Here is a 14,988-nt window from a genome sequence, read left to right as displayed (position 1 = left end):
GGCGCCCGAAAAACCGGTCGCACTCCGGCGCACCCACGGCTACGGTGCGCGCGTGTTCTTCTTCATGCACCGACGCTGAGCTGCCGCCGGTAGCGCGCGGATCTCCCGCCACCGGCGATGCGGGACGGCCACGTTTGGGCCGCCCCGAGCCTCAGCGTGGGAGAAGAACCTGTGCGCCTTGTGGCGCGGACACTGCGGGGGATCGAGGACGTGCTCGCCGAGGAGATCGGCGGCACCGTTGAGCGAGTCGGGCACCGCGAGGTGTGGTTCCGCGACTACCTCAACCCGCTCGCCCTCCGCACCGCGGATGACGTGTTCGTCGTCGCCACCGTCGCGAAGGGGATCGGCAGGACGCGTGCCGACCTCACCGCGTTCACGGCGGCGGTCGACCTGATCGACCTCGACCAGACGCTGCGCGACAGAATCCTGTGCGGCGGAAAGGAAACTCACACCGGCGTCGATGTCTCGGCGTCGGCGCTCGGCAAGCGGAACTACTCGCGCTTCGACATCGAGGACGCGGTGGGAGCCCGTCTCGCGCGGCGGTTGCGGCTGCCCTATTGGGCACGCAGAACCGGGGCGCCACCGGCGAACTGCCTGTCGTGGCGGGTGACCGTGACGGGCGACGAAGCCACGATCGCGGTCCGGATCGCCGAGCGGCCGCTGCACCGGCGGGAGTACCGCACGACGAGCGTCCCCGGCTCGCTGCACCCGCCGCTGGCCGCCGCGATGATCCGGCTCGCCGGGCTCAGGCCGGGCGACGTGCTCTTCGACCCGTGCTGTGGGGCGGGCACCATCCCGATCGAAGCGGCTTCCGTCCCGGGAGTGATCGCGGTCGGTGCGGACATCGACCCCCGCGCGGTCGCGGTGGCCAGGAGCAACGACCCGGCGGGGCGCGTGCACTGGGCGATCGCGGACGCCGGGCGCTCGCCGCTGCGCAGGCCCGACGTGATCGTCAGCAACCCGCCGTGGGACCGGCAGGTCGCGACACGGGGAACGCTTCGGTTCTCCGCGCCGCGCATGGTCCTGTTGCTGCCGGAGCACATCGACCTGGGCGGCGAGCGGCGGCAGGTCAGCCTGTTCGGTCAGCGGCCGGTGATCACGGTGCTGGACCGGTAGGCGGCGGGGGTGATGCCGTAGTAGCGGGAGAACCAGCGGGTGAGGTGGGGTTGGTCGGCGAACCCCACCTCGGCCGCGACCTCGGCGGGCGGGCGGCCCCGCTCCAGCAGCCGCCTGGCCGCCCGCAACCGCACCTGACGCTGGTAGTCACTGGCCGCCATCCCATACGTGGCAAGGAAACCACGGTGCAAGGCGTGCCTGCTGCACCCCGCGACGGCGGCCAGCTCGGCGGCTCCGATGTTGCGGTGGAACTCGGCGTGCAGCAACTCCCGCGCCCGGTCCACCGGCGCCGACTCCGGTCGCACCACGGGCGGGCTCGTGTTGCCCCGCCTGGCCATCGCGAGCACGGCGGCGGTCACCGCCTCATCCTGTTCCAAGCGGCCCCTGTTCTCCACCAGCGCCGCGCTCAGCCTGCGCAGCGCCGCGCCCAGCACGGGATCTTCCAGCACCGGCGCGGAGAACAACGGCGCGTCGCGGTGCCCGGTCGCGTCCGCGAGCACATCGGCGACGAGCTCCGGTCCAATGTGGACGATCCGGTAGGTGAACCCCGGCTCCGTCGCCGAGCGCCCGTCGTGCGGGTCGTCGGGGTTGAACGCCATCACCATGCCCTCGGCGCTGACGTGACCGCCACCCCGGCAGGTGAAACCCTGCGCCCCGCGTTCGGTGATCCCGAAGGAGTACCCGTCGTGGCTGTGCCGGTGGTAGACGTGCCGGTCGAAGCGGGCACGCATGACCTCGATCGGCCGGTCCGCCGCGCGCCAGTAACAGCTCCACTCCTTGGGCACCCCTACATTGTGCGCGCCAGCGTTCAAGACGGCATGCACAGGATGGACGGCATGGGAACGAAGACCAAGATCGCCGTCGTGGTGCGCGAGGACCTGGCCGTCTGGCAGAAGCTGAACGTGACCGCGTTCCTCAGCAGCGGCGTGGCCGTCGGCTGCCCGGAAACCGTCGGCGAGCCCTACGAGGACGCCTCCGGCGTGAAGTACCTGCCCATGTTCGGCCTGCCCGTGCTCGTGTACGCGGCGGACTCGGATGGGATCAAGGAAGCACATCGGCGGGCCTTGGAACGCGATCTCGCGGTGGCGGTGTACACGGAGGAGCTGTTCGCGACGAGCAACGACTCGGACAACCGGGCGCAGGTGCGGGCGGTGGAGACTGCGGAGCTGAACTTGGTCGGGTTCGCGGTGTTCGGGTCGCGGAACGCGGTGGACAAGGCTTTGAAGGGGTTGTCTTTGCAGGGTGAGGTTCTTGGGGCTTTTGGCTTGGCTTCCGGCTTGCGAGGCTGGGCTTCCAGCTCGCACCGGTACCAGCGGGGGTCGGCTTGACCTGGGGCCCCTTGCGCGTGCCCTTGGGCCTCTCGGGGGCACGGGATGGAACCCCGGCCCTCGCGGGGGAGCGTATGGCACGCGCTCCCCAGGTAAAGCCGACCGGTTTCGTTGGCGGCTTTCTGTTGCTGGGGCTTGCTTTTTTTCGGTGTTGGTTTCTGAAACCGTTGGGGTGCTTGGGAAGTTCACTCCTTAGAGCCATGATCACCTATTCTGACCAGCTAAAATAGAAGCATGCCCCCTGCTGATATCGAAGACCACATCCTCGCCTCCTACATCGGAATCGGGGCCGCGATCGCGAAATTCGACGAACTCGTGGCCGCCTTCTTCCACCAACTCAGTCCGCATGATCAGCAGTACGCGGCCGATATCTTGATGCCGCTGTTGCATGTCACGCAGGTGAAGGGCAACCGGTTGCTGGGGCGGGCCCTTGACCTCGTCGCGCGCCCGGGTGTGCTGGAAGCGTTGGCGGATGGTCGGATTGATGAGGGCAAGGCGTTGATGATCGTCGACCAACTCAGCGTCCTCACCGCAGTCGACGCCACCACCGCCGAACCCGCCCTGATCACCCACGCCGCCGTCAACAACCACCCCGCCACCCAACGGTATGCCAAACGCTACATCCACAAACTCGACGCCGAAGCCGCCCTCCGCCGCCACCAGGAGAAGCGCAAGCAGCGGTTGGTGGAGAAATTCGTCCTGGATGACGGCATGTGCTCACTGCGTCTGGTCATGTCCGCCGTTGACGCAGCGTTGGCCTTCGACCGTATCGACCGCATCGCGCGGGCGTTGCCTAAAGACGACCGCACCCTCGACCAGAAACGCGCCGACGTCGCCACCGACCTGTTTCTAGGCAACGAGACCGCCGCACCGCAAGGCGAGGTGCGTGTCCACATCACCATGCCCCTCACCACAGCCTTGGGCTTGACCAACGACCCCGCCGAACTCGCCGGATACGGACCCATCCCCGCCGAACTCGCACGCACCACCGCCGCCAACGGCATCTGGAAATGGATCAAAACCGACCCGATGACCGGCATCGCCGAACAGATCGGCAAAACCACCTACAAGCCCACCGCGCAGATGCGGGAACTGCTCCAGGCTCGCTACCCCACCTGCACCGCCATCGGCTGCAACCAACCCTCCCACCGCTGCGACATCGACCACTGCTGCCCCTTCAACGGGACCAACACCACCATCGACAACCTCCGGCCGAAGTGCCGCCACCACCACCGCATGAAGCACGAATCCAACTGGCGATGCGACAATCTTCCCGACGGCACGCACACCTGGACCACACCCAGAGGCAAGACCTACAAGACGGAAATGGAGCCGATCGCCGAACCCGCACCCTTCTGAGCGCGCTCGGGCGAGGAGAAGCAAATGTTGGACGTGCTAGTGGCGGGAGCAGGCCCTGCCGGAAGCGCCCTCGCCAACGCAACCGCGCGCCTCGGGCTCCGCACGGCCATCGTTGACCCTGCGGCGGGGAAGCCGTGGCGGGCGACGTACGCGTCCTGGGCTGACGAGCTGCCGCAAGGCGTGCCGCTGGCCTTCCGCAGCGAACGCACACGCGCGGGGGCGCTCACCGAACACATCGTCGACCGGCAGTACGCGGTGATCGACAACGAAGCCCTCCGCGCGGACATGGACGACGACAGGATCGCGGTTCAGCAGGCGCGCGCGCTGAAGGCGCATCACGACCGAGAAGCGACAACAGTGTTGCTGGACAACGGAAACCGGATCAGAGCCCGAATCGTTGTCGACGCGACCGGGAGCCAGCAGGCGCTCCTCGGCACAACGCGGCGTCGCCCGCCCGCCGAGCAGTCAGCGGTGGGAGTCGTGATTCCCTTGCGGGAACAGGGGTTCGTCCAGAAGGACGAAGCACTGTTCATGGACTGGCGCGAAAAGCACGAAGGCGCGCCGAGCTTCCTGTACGCGGTGCCGCTCAACGCCGACGAAGTACTGCTCGAAGAGACCTCGCTCGCCGACCGCCCCGCGATGAGTCACCGGGAACTGCACGACCGGCTGATGAATCGGTTGCGGCGCAACGACATAACCTTGTGCGGGGACGAGCGGTGGGAGCGGGTTCGCTTCCCGATGGACGATCCGCTCCCCCGGCCGCAGCGCGTCGTGCCCTTCGGCGCTGCGGCGCCCTTCGTGCACCCGGCGACGGGTTACAGCGTCGCGGGCTCGCTGACGCTCGCTCCTCGCTTGGCGCAGGCGCTCGCGCTGGGACTCGACAAAGGGGAAGCGTCGCGCGTTGGTTGGCGGACGGTGTGGCCTGCGCGTGCGCTCGCGGTGCACGGGTTGCGGCGGGTGGGGTTGCGAGTGTTGCTGGGGTTGTCGGCGGCCGAGGTTCCGCAGTTCTTCGAGGCGTTCTTCCGCACTTCTTCCCACTTGCAGAACCGTTACCTGGCAGGGCGTTGCGACCTTCCAGGCACCCTGCGCGCGATGACCGCGGTGATCAGCGCCGCACCGGCCCCGTTGCGCGCGAGGGTCGCCGCCCTGGCCATCGGAATGACGTCTGCGTGAACAAGCGATGAATGCCCTCGTGGGTTTCGGCGAGACCCGGCATCATCGGCCCCGTGCCTGCGTCGCTGGAGAACCCGCGGTGTGCCTTCCAGCCCTTGGTCAACCTCAACACCGGTGGCGTCGTCGCCATCGAGGTGCTGGTCCACCCGACCCCCGACGACCAGCCCGCCGAGCGGTCACCCGAACTCGACATCGAACTCGCGGTGTTCGCCGCGCGCGCCAGCGCCGAGCACGAGACGCTGCTTCCCTTGCACCTCAACCTGCTCGCCCGGACCGTGGCGACCTACCCGGCCGGGGTCGAGCGGTTGCACCACGTTCTGTGCGAGCTGGGACGGCGCCCGCACGAGCTGGTGATCGAGGTCGGCGGACAGCTGCGCGAAACCGACTACGGGGAACTGCTCGACGAACTGCGGCGATTACGGGCGGCCGGGTACAGGGTCGCGTGGGACGGCGGTGACGTGTCGCTGTCACTGCTGCTGGCCGCCGAAGTGGACATCGTCAAGCTCGACCCGCGCACCATCGCGGGACTGCCGGACCAGCAGCGCGGGCTCGCGTTCGTGGAAGCGATGGCGCTCTTCTGCCGCCGCACCCGAACCACCCTCGCCGCCACCGGCGTGCACACGGCGGCTCAGCTCAAAGCGTTACGGGGCAACAGGATTCAGCTCGTCCAAGGCGATCTCGTCGCACCTGCCGCGAGGCGCCCGACGACCCGGGTCTCGCTCGCCGCCGAGGTCTCCGACGTCGCCGAGCTGCCGATCGCGGCCGGACCGGTGGTGACCGAGTTCCTGCACCCGGCGACGATGCTCTCCGTCGAGGCGACCGCGGACGAGGTGCGCTCGGTGCTGGTGAACCGGCCCGAGGTGACCAGCGTGGTCCTGGTCGACGAGAACCGCAGTCCACAGTGGAGCATCGATCGGAACCGCTTCCTGCTCGCGGTGACCGGGCCGTACGGGCACGCGCTGCACGCCAAACGGCACGCGTCGCGACTGGCCGACCACCCGGTGCTGGTGGCGACCAACAGCACCGCGATGGACGCGCTGCACCTCAGCATGAGCGGTTCCGAGCGGCGCTACGACGATATCGTCGTGGTGGACAACTCCTTGCGCTGCATGGGAATCGTGCGGCTGTCGGACCTGTTCCGGGGGCTTGCGGAGATGAAGGTCGAGGAGGCCGCCGCGCTGAGCCCGCTGACCCGGCTGCCCGGCAGCGACGCCGTGGCGCGCGAGGTGGACCGCCGGATCGTCGCCGGGCAGATCTTCGCGATGTGCTGGCTGGACGTCGACGGGTTCAAGTTCGTCAACGACGCCGCGGGGTTCGCGGCGGGCGATGACCTGATCCGCTTGGTGGGCAGGCGTTTGGCCGATTCGGCCGCGGCGCTGCGATCGGCCTACGTCGGCCACGTCGGCGGGGACGACTTCCTCGCGGTGGTCGACGTCGACGACCTGGTCGGCTTCGCGCGGGCCATGCTGGACGGGCACTACCAGGTGGAGGGGCGCGCGGTGACGGTGTCGCTGGCGACGCTGGTGTGCGCGGGCGGGACCGTGCCGGGCTACCGCGAGGTGTCCCGGCTGCTCGCCCCGTTGAAGCGGCAGGCGAAAGCGCTGACCGGATCGAGCTGGGTGCTCGGCCGCCCCGGCTCCGACCGGGTCGACGTCCTGCGCGGCACCGTCGCTCAACCGCGCAGGAGCAGCGCCTCCGCCCCCACCGGGCGGTAGCCGGAGGCCAACACGGCCCGCGCCGAGGCCGCGTTGCCCGGCGCGACCTGCGCCCACACCGGCTCACCCGGCGGGACGAGCATCCGCGCCGCGGTGAACAGCGCCCGGCCGAGGCCCCTCACCCTGGCGCTCTCGTCGACCTCGGCCGCGACCTCCCACCGGCCGCCGAGCCCGCGCCCGATCAGCACCATGCCGCCGGGGCACGTCCAGACCCGGACATCGGTCCGCAGGCCGTAGGCGCGGACCGCGCGTTCGTGCGAGGAGTCGATCGCGGGCGCCAGGTCGAGGTCCGGGGTGCCGTCGAGGGAGTCCGCGACCAGGACCTGGTCGATGTTGTTGACCACCCGCCCGGTCTTCGCGCACAGCTCGGTGAGGAACGGCGGGTTCAGCGGAGCCGAGAGATCGGCCGGGAGTACCGAAGCGACCCAGTCCGGATCGGCGTCGGTGACGATCACGTGGTGCGCGCTGAACGCGATCACCGCGGACAGCGCGTCCGGTCCCGGCGGTACCACGCGGAACGAGCCGTCCGGCGCCGGGTACTCACCGCGAGCGGCACGGGAGAACAGGTCTGCGAGCACTCCGATTGGGTACCACATCAGGGCAACCGCCGAATGGGGAAAACACTGATGGGCTCCGCAAGTGCGCTTTGAGGAAAGTGCTGGCAGATCTAAACATTCACCGGCCGGGTTCCGTCCAACGCGCCTCGCCAACATCATTTGTCACTCCTAGCATCGGATTGGTCACGCACCGCACTCGCACCCGAGGGCGGGCGGGCAACCTTGGGGAGGGCAATGTGACCCAGGTCGAAGTTCCCCACGCTCCCGATGGCCAGGCCAAGGCACGGACCGCGACGACGGTCGCGGGCGGCCTGGTGACCGTGGGTGTGGAGGAGGAGTTCCTGCTGGTGGACGAGCTGAGCCGGAGCGTGGTCCCCGGGGCCGCCGCGGTGCTCGCCGGAGCGGCCCACCTGGGCTCGACGGTGCAGCAGGAGATGACGTTGTTCCAGGTCGAGACGACCTCGTCGGTGTGCTCGACGATGAGCGCGCTGCACGACGAGCTGACCGCGCTGCGCCGCACCATCGACGGGATGGCCAGGCGCGACGGCATGCGCATCAACGCGACGGGCACGGCCGTGCTCGGGCACCCGGCGACCCCGCCCATCACCGACGCTCCGCGCTACCGCCGGATCGCGGAGCGCTACGGCGCCCTCATCGACGGGCAGAGCATCTGCGGCTGCCACGTGCACCTCGGCGTCGCCGACCCGGAGAGCGCGCTGCGGGTGATGAACCACCTGCGGCCGTGGCTGCCGACGCTGCTGGCGATGAGCGCGAACTCGCCGTTCTGGCACGGCAGGGACACCCGGCACGCCAGCTGGCGTTACCTGATCTTCGGGCGCTGGCCGACCGCCGGGCCGCCGCCGCACTTCGACTCCGTGGACGACTACGACGCCGCGGTGCGCACGCTGCTGCGCTCCGGGGCCGCGCTGGACCGCGGCATGATCTATTGGGACGTCCGGCGCTCGTGCCGCCATCCCACGATCGAACTGCGCGTCTGCGATGTCGCGGCGACCGTGGACGACGCGGTGCTCATCGCCGCGCTGACCAGGGCGCTGGGCACGCAGGCACTGCTCGGCGGTGGCAGGCGCAGGACGGTGCCGCAGTCGGAGCTGCGCGCCGCGTTGTGGCGGGCGGCGCACGACGGCCTGGAGGGGCGCGGCGTCGACGTCTTCAGCGGCCGCACCGTGCGGGCGTTCTCGCTGGTGGAGCGATTGGTGCAGCAGGTACGCGGTGAGCTGGCCGACAGCGGTGACCTGGATCTGGTGATCGACCTGGTGGCGCGGCTGCGGGCCCGCCGGTCCGGTGCGCACCGGCAGCGGGTCGCCTTCGCCGAGCGCGGCAGCCTGGTCGACGTGGTGGATCTGCTCTCCGCGCAGACCGTGGCGTGAGCGCCCGGTGCCCACCCTCAACGTCGCGGGTGGGCATCGTCTCGCCGTCGTTACCGCCGAATGGATTGTGACTGACAACCGTTTCCATTAACTTGCCGGTGGTGAGCACGCAGCCAGCCGGGTTCGGCCCGGTCTTCGACGCGACGCGGCGGCACTTCGTCCACTGGACCCCGCCGCTGTGGGGGCCGCTCGGCGCCGCCACCACCGAAGTCTCCGCCCCGCTGCCCGGGGAACGCGTGCTCGACGTGTGCTGTGGCGCGGGCTCGTCGGCGCTGCCCGCCGCGGCCAAGGTCGGCCCGACTGGCGCGGTGGTGGGAGTCGATCTCTCGACCTCGCTCCTCGACCACGCGAGAACCGTTGCGGCGGAACAGGGTCTGGCCAACGTCGAGTTCGTCGAGGCCGACATCACGCAGTACTCCGCTGACGAGCCCTACGACGTCGTGCAATCGGTGTTCGGCGTCTTTTTCCTGCAACCAGACATGAACGGCGCGGTCGCGCGCCTACTCGAACTGCTGCGGCCCGGCGGCCGGTTCGCCGCCACCGTGTGGGCGCGGGACTCGGTCGCCGCGGTCGGCGGAGCGATCTTCGACGCGGTCCGCGAGCTGCGCCCGAACCTGCCGACCACCTCGCCGGTGACCGAGTCCGCGAAGGGATTGGATACCGAATCGAAGCTGCGGTCGTGGCTTGAGTCGTTCGGGCTCACGGACGTCGAGGTCACCGAGATCCCGTTGCGGGTGCCGCTGCCCGCCGAGGAGGCGTGGTCGTTCGTCCTCGGCACAGGTCTGCACGCGCTGATCCTCGGTCTGAGCGACGACGAGCGTGAGCGCGCCCGCGCCCGGTACCTGGAGTTCCTCGCGGAACGCGGTATCACCGAGGTCAAGGCGGATGCTCTCGTCGGACTGGGGCGGCGCGCGTGAGGACTCTGTTCGCACTGGTACTGAGTGCCGCGTTGCTCACCGGCTGCGCGAGCGCGCCGACCGCGCCGCCGGACACGCTGCGGATCGTCACGCCGTACAAGGTCAAGAGCCTCGATCCGATCAAGCAGGGCCTGTGGTCCCCGGAGTGGGGCTACGGCGAACTCCTCATGCGCGGCACGGAGAACGGCGGTGTCGAGCCCTGGCTGCTGCAACGCCTTGAGCCGGTGAACGCCATGCAGTGGCGATTGGTACTGCGGCCCGGCGTGACGTTCTCCAACGGCCGCGCGCTCGACGCCGCCGTGCTCAAGACCGTGCTGGAGCGGCATCTCGCGGAGAACACGCTCGTCAAGGCGAACCTCCCCGGAGCCAAGATCGAGACGCCGGACGCGAGCACGGTGCTGCTCACCACGAGCGCCCCGGTGGTGAACCTGCCGAACCTGCTCGCCGACGAACAGTCCGTGACGGTATTCGACCCGCAAGCACAGGGTGTCTACACAGGACCATTCACAGTGTCCAAATTGGACGACAACGAACTGTTGCTCGCCAGGAACCCGAAGTACTGGGACGGCCAGGCGAAGCTCGCCGAAGTGCGCGTGCGCTTCGTCCCGGACGGCCAAGCACGCCTGCTCGCCGTGCGCACGGGCGAGGCCGACATCGCGCTGTACCCGCCGACGGACACCCTGGGATCGGTGAAGGACGCGACGACCGGTCCACGCATGGCGACCGCTTCCCAACCACTGCAACAACTTCGGGCCATCCCGAACCTTCGTCGAGCACCGATGAACGACGTGGCGGTGCGCCGGGCCTTCGCGCTCGCGATCGACTACGACCAGATCGCCAAGCAGGTGCTCGACGGGCTTTACCGCACTCCGAAGGGGATCTACCCCGACGTCGTCCCCTACGCCCTGGAGACGCAGCGCACCAACATCGCCGAAGCCAGGCGACTGCTGGACGACGCGGGATGGATGCACAGCTCCGCCGGGGCCCGGGTCAAGGACGGGAAGCTCCTGCGGCTCACCGTGCTCACCTATCCGCAGCAGCCCGACACGAAGGCAGTCGCCGTCGCGATGCAGGCGCAGCTCTCCGCGGTGGGCATCGGTGTTCAGGTCACCGAGGTGCAGGACAACTACGAGGCCCTCAAGGGCGACGCGTGGGACGTCGGGCTCTCCTTCGACGGAACCCTTGGCTACACCTACGATCCGATCGGCCCGCTGCGTGACTTCTTGACGTCACAGGGCTCGAAGAACTTCGGCCACATCGCAGATCCGGAACTGGACACCCTGGTCTCCACCCTGCGCAACACCCCCGACGCGACCGCCAGAACCCCAGTCCTGCACCAAATCCAACGCGTCATCGCAGATCGCGCATACCTCACAGTCGTAGCCCAACGCAGCTCCGCAGCCGTAGTAGGCGGCGCGTTCACCAACTACCGCCCCTCCTCGGTCCTGCACCACGTCACCGCGACCACTCAGGCAGGCTAGGTGCTCCTAGCTCTCCTGCGACGGGCAGGCCAGGCGGTGCTCACGTTGTTCGTCGGCGCGGTCGTGGTGTGGTCGCTGCAACTCGTGGCGCCCGGTGATCCGGCGCGGCGCGTGCTCGGGGCGCTCGGGTTCGCCAATCCGAGCGATGATCAGATCGCCGCGACGCGCCACGAACTCGGCGTCGACATGCCTGCACCGCAACGGTTTCTCCAGTGGCTGCTGGATGCGATGACGGGCGGCTTCGGCACGTCGTGGCGCACCGGAAGACCTGTCACCAATGAGCTGGCCGACCGACTCCCGGCAACGCTGCGGCTCGCTGCCGTCGCGTTGCTCTTCGCGCTCGTGCTGGCGATCCCGCTCGCTTTGATCGCCGCACGGTGGCGCGGCCGGGCTCCCGACCTAGGAGCGCGGGCGGTGATGTTCCTCGGCGCAGCTACCCCGAGTTTTGTTGTGGGCACAGTGGTTCTGGAACTGATCGTGCTACGCGGCGGCATGGGCCGAGTCCTCGCTGACGGCTCGTGGGGCGGTGCGGTGCTGCCCGCGATCCCACTGGCGCTCGGGGCCGGAGCAGGATGGGCGCGCGTGTTGCGGACCTCGCTGGTCGAAGTCTCCGACGCGTCGTTCATCCAAGTCTCCCAAGCACGTGGGGCCACTGCCCTGCGCAGGCTGCTCGTGCACGCGGTGCCCAGCGCACTGCCCGCGTTGCTGGCGGCGATCGGGCTCACGGTCGGTTCGCTGCTGGCGGGAGCCGCTGTGGTGGAGACGGTGTTCACCTGGCCCGGCATCGGCCGTTACCTCATCGAGGCGATCGGCGCGCGGGACGTTCCCGTGGTGCAGGCGACAGTTTTGCTTGGCGTGCTTGGCTATGTGGTCGTTAGCACCATTGTGGACGGTGTGACGATCGCGATCACCGGAAAGGCGAAGCGGTGAACCGCGCGCTCGGGATCGGACTAACCGCGCTGCTCGGCCTGCTCGCGTTCGTGGTGCCGCTGCTGACGCCCGAGCCGAACGCGACGGACTACGGCGCCAAGCTCGCGGCGCCGAGCTGGGCCCACCTGTTCGGCACCGACCAGGCGGGGCGCGACGTCCTCGCCAGGATCGCCGCGGGGACATGGGTTTCGCTCGGCACAGCACTGCTGGTCGCGGCGATCACGTTCGCCGTGGGGCTCGTGGTCGGGCTGCTCGCGGCGGTGGCCGGTGGCGCGGTCGACGCGGTGATCTCGCGGGTCATCGACGTGACGCTGGCCGTTCCGCAGCTCGTGCTCGCGCTGGCGATCGTCGGCGTTCTCGGACCCGGCCACGCGAACCTGGTGCTGGCGATGTCCGTCGCGGGCTGGGCGCACCTCGCCCGCTTCGCCCGCGCTTTCGCCGCCCGGCAAACGGAACGGCCGTTCGTGCTCGCGTCGCGGATGGCCGGGGTCGGCAGGTGGCGCAGCGCGGCCCGGCACGTCATGCCCGCCACCGCGACCGGGGTTCTCTCCGTGGCGACACTGCACATCGGCGAGATCGTGCTGAGCCTCGCGGGCCTGTCCTTCCTCGGCCTCGGCGTGTCCCCGCCCACCGCCGAGTGGGGCCAGATGGTGGCTGAAGCGCGCGGATACGTGGACCGCGCGCCATGGCTCGTGATCGCGCCCGCGGTGGTGCTGCTGATCAGCGTGGCGGCGGCGTCGCTGCTCGGAGACGCGGTGCAGGACAAGGGGAAGCGATGACTCTGATCGTGCGCGACCTGACTGTCTCCTATGGACCGCGTGGCGTCTCGTTCTCCGTCGCGGATGGCGAGACCGTTGCCCTGGTGGGCGAGTCCGGCTCGGGCAAGAGCACGCTCATCCGAGCCGTTCTGGGCGCTCTCCCCCGCTCCGCCGAGGTCGAAGGCGCGGTCGAACTGGCCGGCCGGAACCTGATCGGCCTGCCGGAGAAAGAGCTGCGCGCGTTGCGAGGGCGCGAGATCGGCTATGTCGCGCAAGACCCCTTCGGCTCCGCTGATCCACTGTGGACAGTCGGCCACCACGTGCGGGAAGCCTGGCGCGTCCACGGCGAACGTCCCCCCGCAGTGGAAACAAGGCTGAAAATCCTTGGGGTAGCGGACAAGTGGCTCAAGCGTCGACCGCAGGCGTGGTCCGGCGGGATGCTGCAACGCGCTGACATCGTCGCCGCGACCGCGCACGCCCCGACGATCGTGCTCGCGGACGAGCCGACCTCGGCACTGGACGCGGAGATCGCCGAAACCGCGCTCGCCACGCTCGTCGCACAAACCAGGTCGCTGCTCATCGCCAGCCACGACCTCGCGTTGGTCTGCCGTCACGCCGATCGAGTCCTGGTGCTGCACAAGGGAGAACTCGTCGAGGACATCACCGTGGAGCGCGGCGGAGTCGAGGTCCTCAAGGCGCGGGCCCGGCATCCGCACACCCGAGCACTGGTCGACGCCTTGCCCACCGAGGCGCCCAGGCGGCCACGCCCAACGGGCGAAGTGGTGGTGCGGCTGGACAACGTCACCCTCGGGTACCGGGGAACGGAACTGATCACGGGGTTGGACTGGGAGATCCGCGCGGGCGAAGCGGTCGGCATCTGCGGCCCGTCCGGCTCGGGGAAAACCACGCTGCTGCACGCGATCGCCGGACTGGTCGAGCCGATGCGCGGTGCGATCAGCCGTAGCGGCAGGGTGATGCCGGTCTTCCAGGACGCGACCGCGAGCCTCAACCCGCGCTGGCCGGTGTGGCGCACGATCACAGAACCTATGAAGGGCGCGGACGCACGCGAGCTGATGGACCGCGTCGGGCTGACCGGCGTGGAACTCGACCGCAAACCGGCGCAGCTCTCCGGTGGGCAACGGCAACGCGTCGCGATCGCCAGGGCCCTCGCTGGCTCCCCCGCGCTGATCATCGCCGACGAGCCGACCGCGTCGCTCGATCCGACCGTCGCGGCGAGCGTCGCGGAAACGCTGCGCGCGGTGACGGACTCCGGCTGCGCACTGGTCGTCGTCAGCCACGACGAGGCGAGACTCAACCAGATCGTGGACCGCGTGCACCGGTTGGACGCGGTAACTTCAGGCTCGTGAAGGAGTCGCCGAACCCGTCCCCACCGTCAACTCCCATGATCATCGACACGGACGCGGGCGGTGACCCTGACGACGCCTTCGCGCTCATCGTCGCCGCCGCCGAACCGGCACTGGCCCTTGTCGTCACGAGCGACGAACTGAGCGGGGAACGCGCGCGCTTTGTGCGGCACCTGCTCGATCTCCTCGGCCGCCCGGAGGTTCCGGTGGTCGCCGGGGCCGATCTGGGCAACACCCGCCTCAACTGCATCCACGGGCTGACGCCGCCCGAAGTGCCTCGCCAGCCGACGAACGTGCTCGCGGCCGTCACGGAGGTTTGTTCGTCCACAAAGGATTCTGTGCGCTGGGTGGGCATCGGAACGGCATCCAACCTGGCCGTGCTGTTGACGGAACGCCCCGAACTGGCGGAGCGACTGGTCGTGACCCAGGTGGGCGGTGCGCTGCGCTACCGCGACCCCGAGCGCGCCGACCACAACTTCCGCACCGACATCGAAGCGGCGACCACGCTGCTGGCCAGGTCGCGGACCCCGCGGCTGCAGCTCTCCGAGATCACTTTCACCCCCGAGGTGGAGATCGGGAAGGGATCACCGCTGCACCTACTGCTGAGCGAACCGGCCGGTCCGCCGTGGGCCCGCCTCGTCGCCGCGCACCTGGACCAGTGGTACGAGCGCTTCCACCACGCGACCATGCAGCACGACGCGCTCGCGCTCGCCGACGCGCTGGGCCTGCCCTTCACCGACTACCACCGCGAGCGCATCGTGATCGACGAACGCGGTCGCACGAACGTTGCCACCGAGGGTGGAACCGAAGTGCTGCTGTCGGGCCAAGCCAGGCTGGAGCCGTACATGCGCTGGCTCACCGCCAAGGTCGAGGCCGCGCACGGGTTGGAGCGAACAGCATGA

General features: G+C 69.4%; 14 protein-coding genes. 12 read left to right on the top strand and 2 right to left on the bottom strand.

Features of this window, described 5'->3' with window-relative positions; translation table 11 throughout:
- Positions 1 to 171: 171 nt before the first annotated feature.
- Positions 172 to 1,116: a methyltransferase gene (locus NLX83_RS30425; RefSeq protein WP_254238659.1), complete on the top strand. Its 945-nt coding sequence runs from the start codon at positions 172 to 174 to the stop codon at positions 1,114 to 1,116.
- Here NLX83_RS30425 and NLX83_RS30420 read toward each other — a convergent pair.
- A complete protein-coding gene (locus tag NLX83_RS30420) occupies positions 1,083 to 1,901 on the bottom strand; it encodes an AraC family transcriptional regulator (RefSeq protein WP_254238658.1) in 819 nt (272 codons plus the stop codon). The genes NLX83_RS30425 and NLX83_RS30420 overlap by 34 nt on opposite strands.
- A 51-nt stretch (positions 1,902 to 1,952) precedes the next feature.
- Between NLX83_RS30420 and NLX83_RS30415 the strand changes: the two genes are divergently transcribed.
- From NLX83_RS30415 to NLX83_RS30400, 4 genes are all read left to right on the top strand, one after another.
- Entirely contained in the window at positions 1,953 to 2,444 is a 492-nt protein-coding gene (locus NLX83_RS30415; protein ID WP_374118828.1) for a DUF2000 family protein, read from the top strand.
- A 234-nt stretch (positions 2,445 to 2,678) separates the two neighbouring features.
- Complete coding sequence (locus tag NLX83_RS30410; RefSeq protein ID WP_254238657.1) at positions 2,679 to 3,803, top strand: HNH endonuclease signature motif containing protein; 1,125 nt, start codon at positions 2,679 to 2,681, stop codon at positions 3,801 to 3,803.
- Positions 3,804 to 3,827: 24 nt separating this feature from the next.
- Positions 3,828 to 4,976, top strand: coding sequence for a lycopene cyclase family protein (locus NLX83_RS30405; protein ID WP_254238656.1), 1,149 nt, complete (start codon positions 3,828 to 3,830; stop codon positions 4,974 to 4,976).
- A gap of 53 nt (positions 4,977 to 5,029) precedes the next feature.
- A complete protein-coding gene (locus tag NLX83_RS30400) occupies positions 5,030 to 6,691 on the top strand; it encodes an EAL domain-containing protein (RefSeq protein ID WP_254238655.1) in 1,662 nt (553 codons plus the stop codon).
- Here NLX83_RS30400 and NLX83_RS30395 read toward each other — a convergent pair.
- Positions 6,649 to 7,287 (bottom strand): N-acetyltransferase, encoded by a 639-nt coding sequence (locus tag NLX83_RS30395; RefSeq protein WP_254238654.1) that lies wholly within the window; start codon positions 7,285 to 7,287, stop codon positions 6,649 to 6,651. The genes NLX83_RS30400 and NLX83_RS30395 overlap by 43 nt on opposite strands.
- A gap of 197 nt (positions 7,288 to 7,484) precedes the next feature.
- On the opposite strand from NLX83_RS30395, the gene NLX83_RS30390 reads away from it, so the two are divergent.
- The 7 genes from NLX83_RS30390 (at position 7,485) to NLX83_RS30360 (ending at position 14,988) form a co-directional block, all read left to right on the top strand.
- A complete protein-coding gene (locus tag NLX83_RS30390) occupies positions 7,485 to 8,636 on the top strand; it encodes a carboxylate-amine ligase (protein WP_254238653.1) in 1,152 nt (383 codons plus the stop codon).
- 101 nt (positions 8,637 to 8,737) lie between these two features.
- On the top strand, positions 8,738 to 9,553 hold the full coding sequence (locus tag NLX83_RS30385; protein WP_254238652.1) for an SAM-dependent methyltransferase: 816 nt from the start codon (positions 8,738 to 8,740) through the stop codon (positions 9,551 to 9,553).
- The gene (locus tag NLX83_RS30380; RefSeq protein WP_254238651.1) at positions 9,550 to 11,034 is read left to right on the top strand and encodes an ABC transporter substrate-binding protein; all 1,485 of its coding nucleotides are present in this window, start codon (positions 9,550 to 9,552) and stop codon (positions 11,032 to 11,034) included. The genes NLX83_RS30385 and NLX83_RS30380 overlap by 4 nt, the downstream gene beginning before the upstream one ends.
- Positions 11,035 to 11,964 (top strand): ABC transporter permease, encoded by a 930-nt coding sequence (locus NLX83_RS30375; protein ID WP_254238650.1) that lies wholly within the window; start codon positions 11,035 to 11,037, stop codon positions 11,962 to 11,964.
- Positions 11,961 to 12,743: an ABC transporter permease gene (locus tag NLX83_RS30370; protein WP_254238649.1), complete on the top strand. Its 783-nt coding sequence runs from the start codon at positions 11,961 to 11,963 to the stop codon at positions 12,741 to 12,743. Before NLX83_RS30375 ends, NLX83_RS30370 begins: the two co-directional genes overlap by 4 nt.
- Positions 12,740 to 14,089 carry an ABC transporter ATP-binding protein gene (locus NLX83_RS30365; RefSeq protein ID WP_254238648.1) on the top strand — a complete coding sequence of 450 codons (1,350 nt, stop codon included), beginning with the start codon at positions 12,740 to 12,742 and terminating at the stop codon, positions 14,087 to 14,089. Before NLX83_RS30370 ends, NLX83_RS30365 begins: the two co-directional genes overlap by 4 nt.
- Before the next feature lie 35 nt (positions 14,090 to 14,124).
- Positions 14,125 to 14,988, top strand: coding sequence for a nucleoside hydrolase (locus NLX83_RS30360; protein WP_254238647.1), 864 nt, complete (start codon positions 14,125 to 14,127; stop codon positions 14,986 to 14,988).

This window comes from Allokutzneria sp. A3M-2-11 16 (assembly GCF_024213555.1).
Lineage (GTDB): Bacteria > Actinomycetota > Actinomycetes > Mycobacteriales > Pseudonocardiaceae > Allokutzneria.
Note: the sequence above shows the minus strand (reverse complement) of the source record. Positions and strands in the feature narration are given on the sequence as shown.

Coding starts and splice junctions, on each gene's coding strand:
- NLX83_RS30405 (WP_254238656.1), top strand. CDS start 3,828: ATGTTGGACGTGCTAGTGGCGGGAGCAGGCCCTGCCGGAAGCGCCCTC.
- NLX83_RS30410 (WP_254238657.1), top strand. CDS start 2,679: ATGCCCCCTGCTGATATCGAAGACCACATCCTCGCCTCCTACATCGGA.
- NLX83_RS30365 (WP_254238648.1), top strand. CDS start 12,740: ATGACTCTGATCGTGCGCGACCTGACTGTCTCCTATGGACCGCGTGGC.
- NLX83_RS30360 (WP_254238647.1), top strand. CDS start 14,125: ATGATCATCGACACGGACGCGGGCGGTGACCCTGACGACGCCTTCGCG.
- NLX83_RS30415 (WP_374118828.1), top strand. CDS start 1,953: ATGGGAACGAAGACCAAGATCGCCGTCGTGGTGCGCGAGGACCTGGCC.
- NLX83_RS30395 (WP_254238654.1), bottom strand. CDS start 7,287: ATGTGGTACCCAATCGGAGTGCTCGCAGACCTGTTCTCCCGTGCCGCT.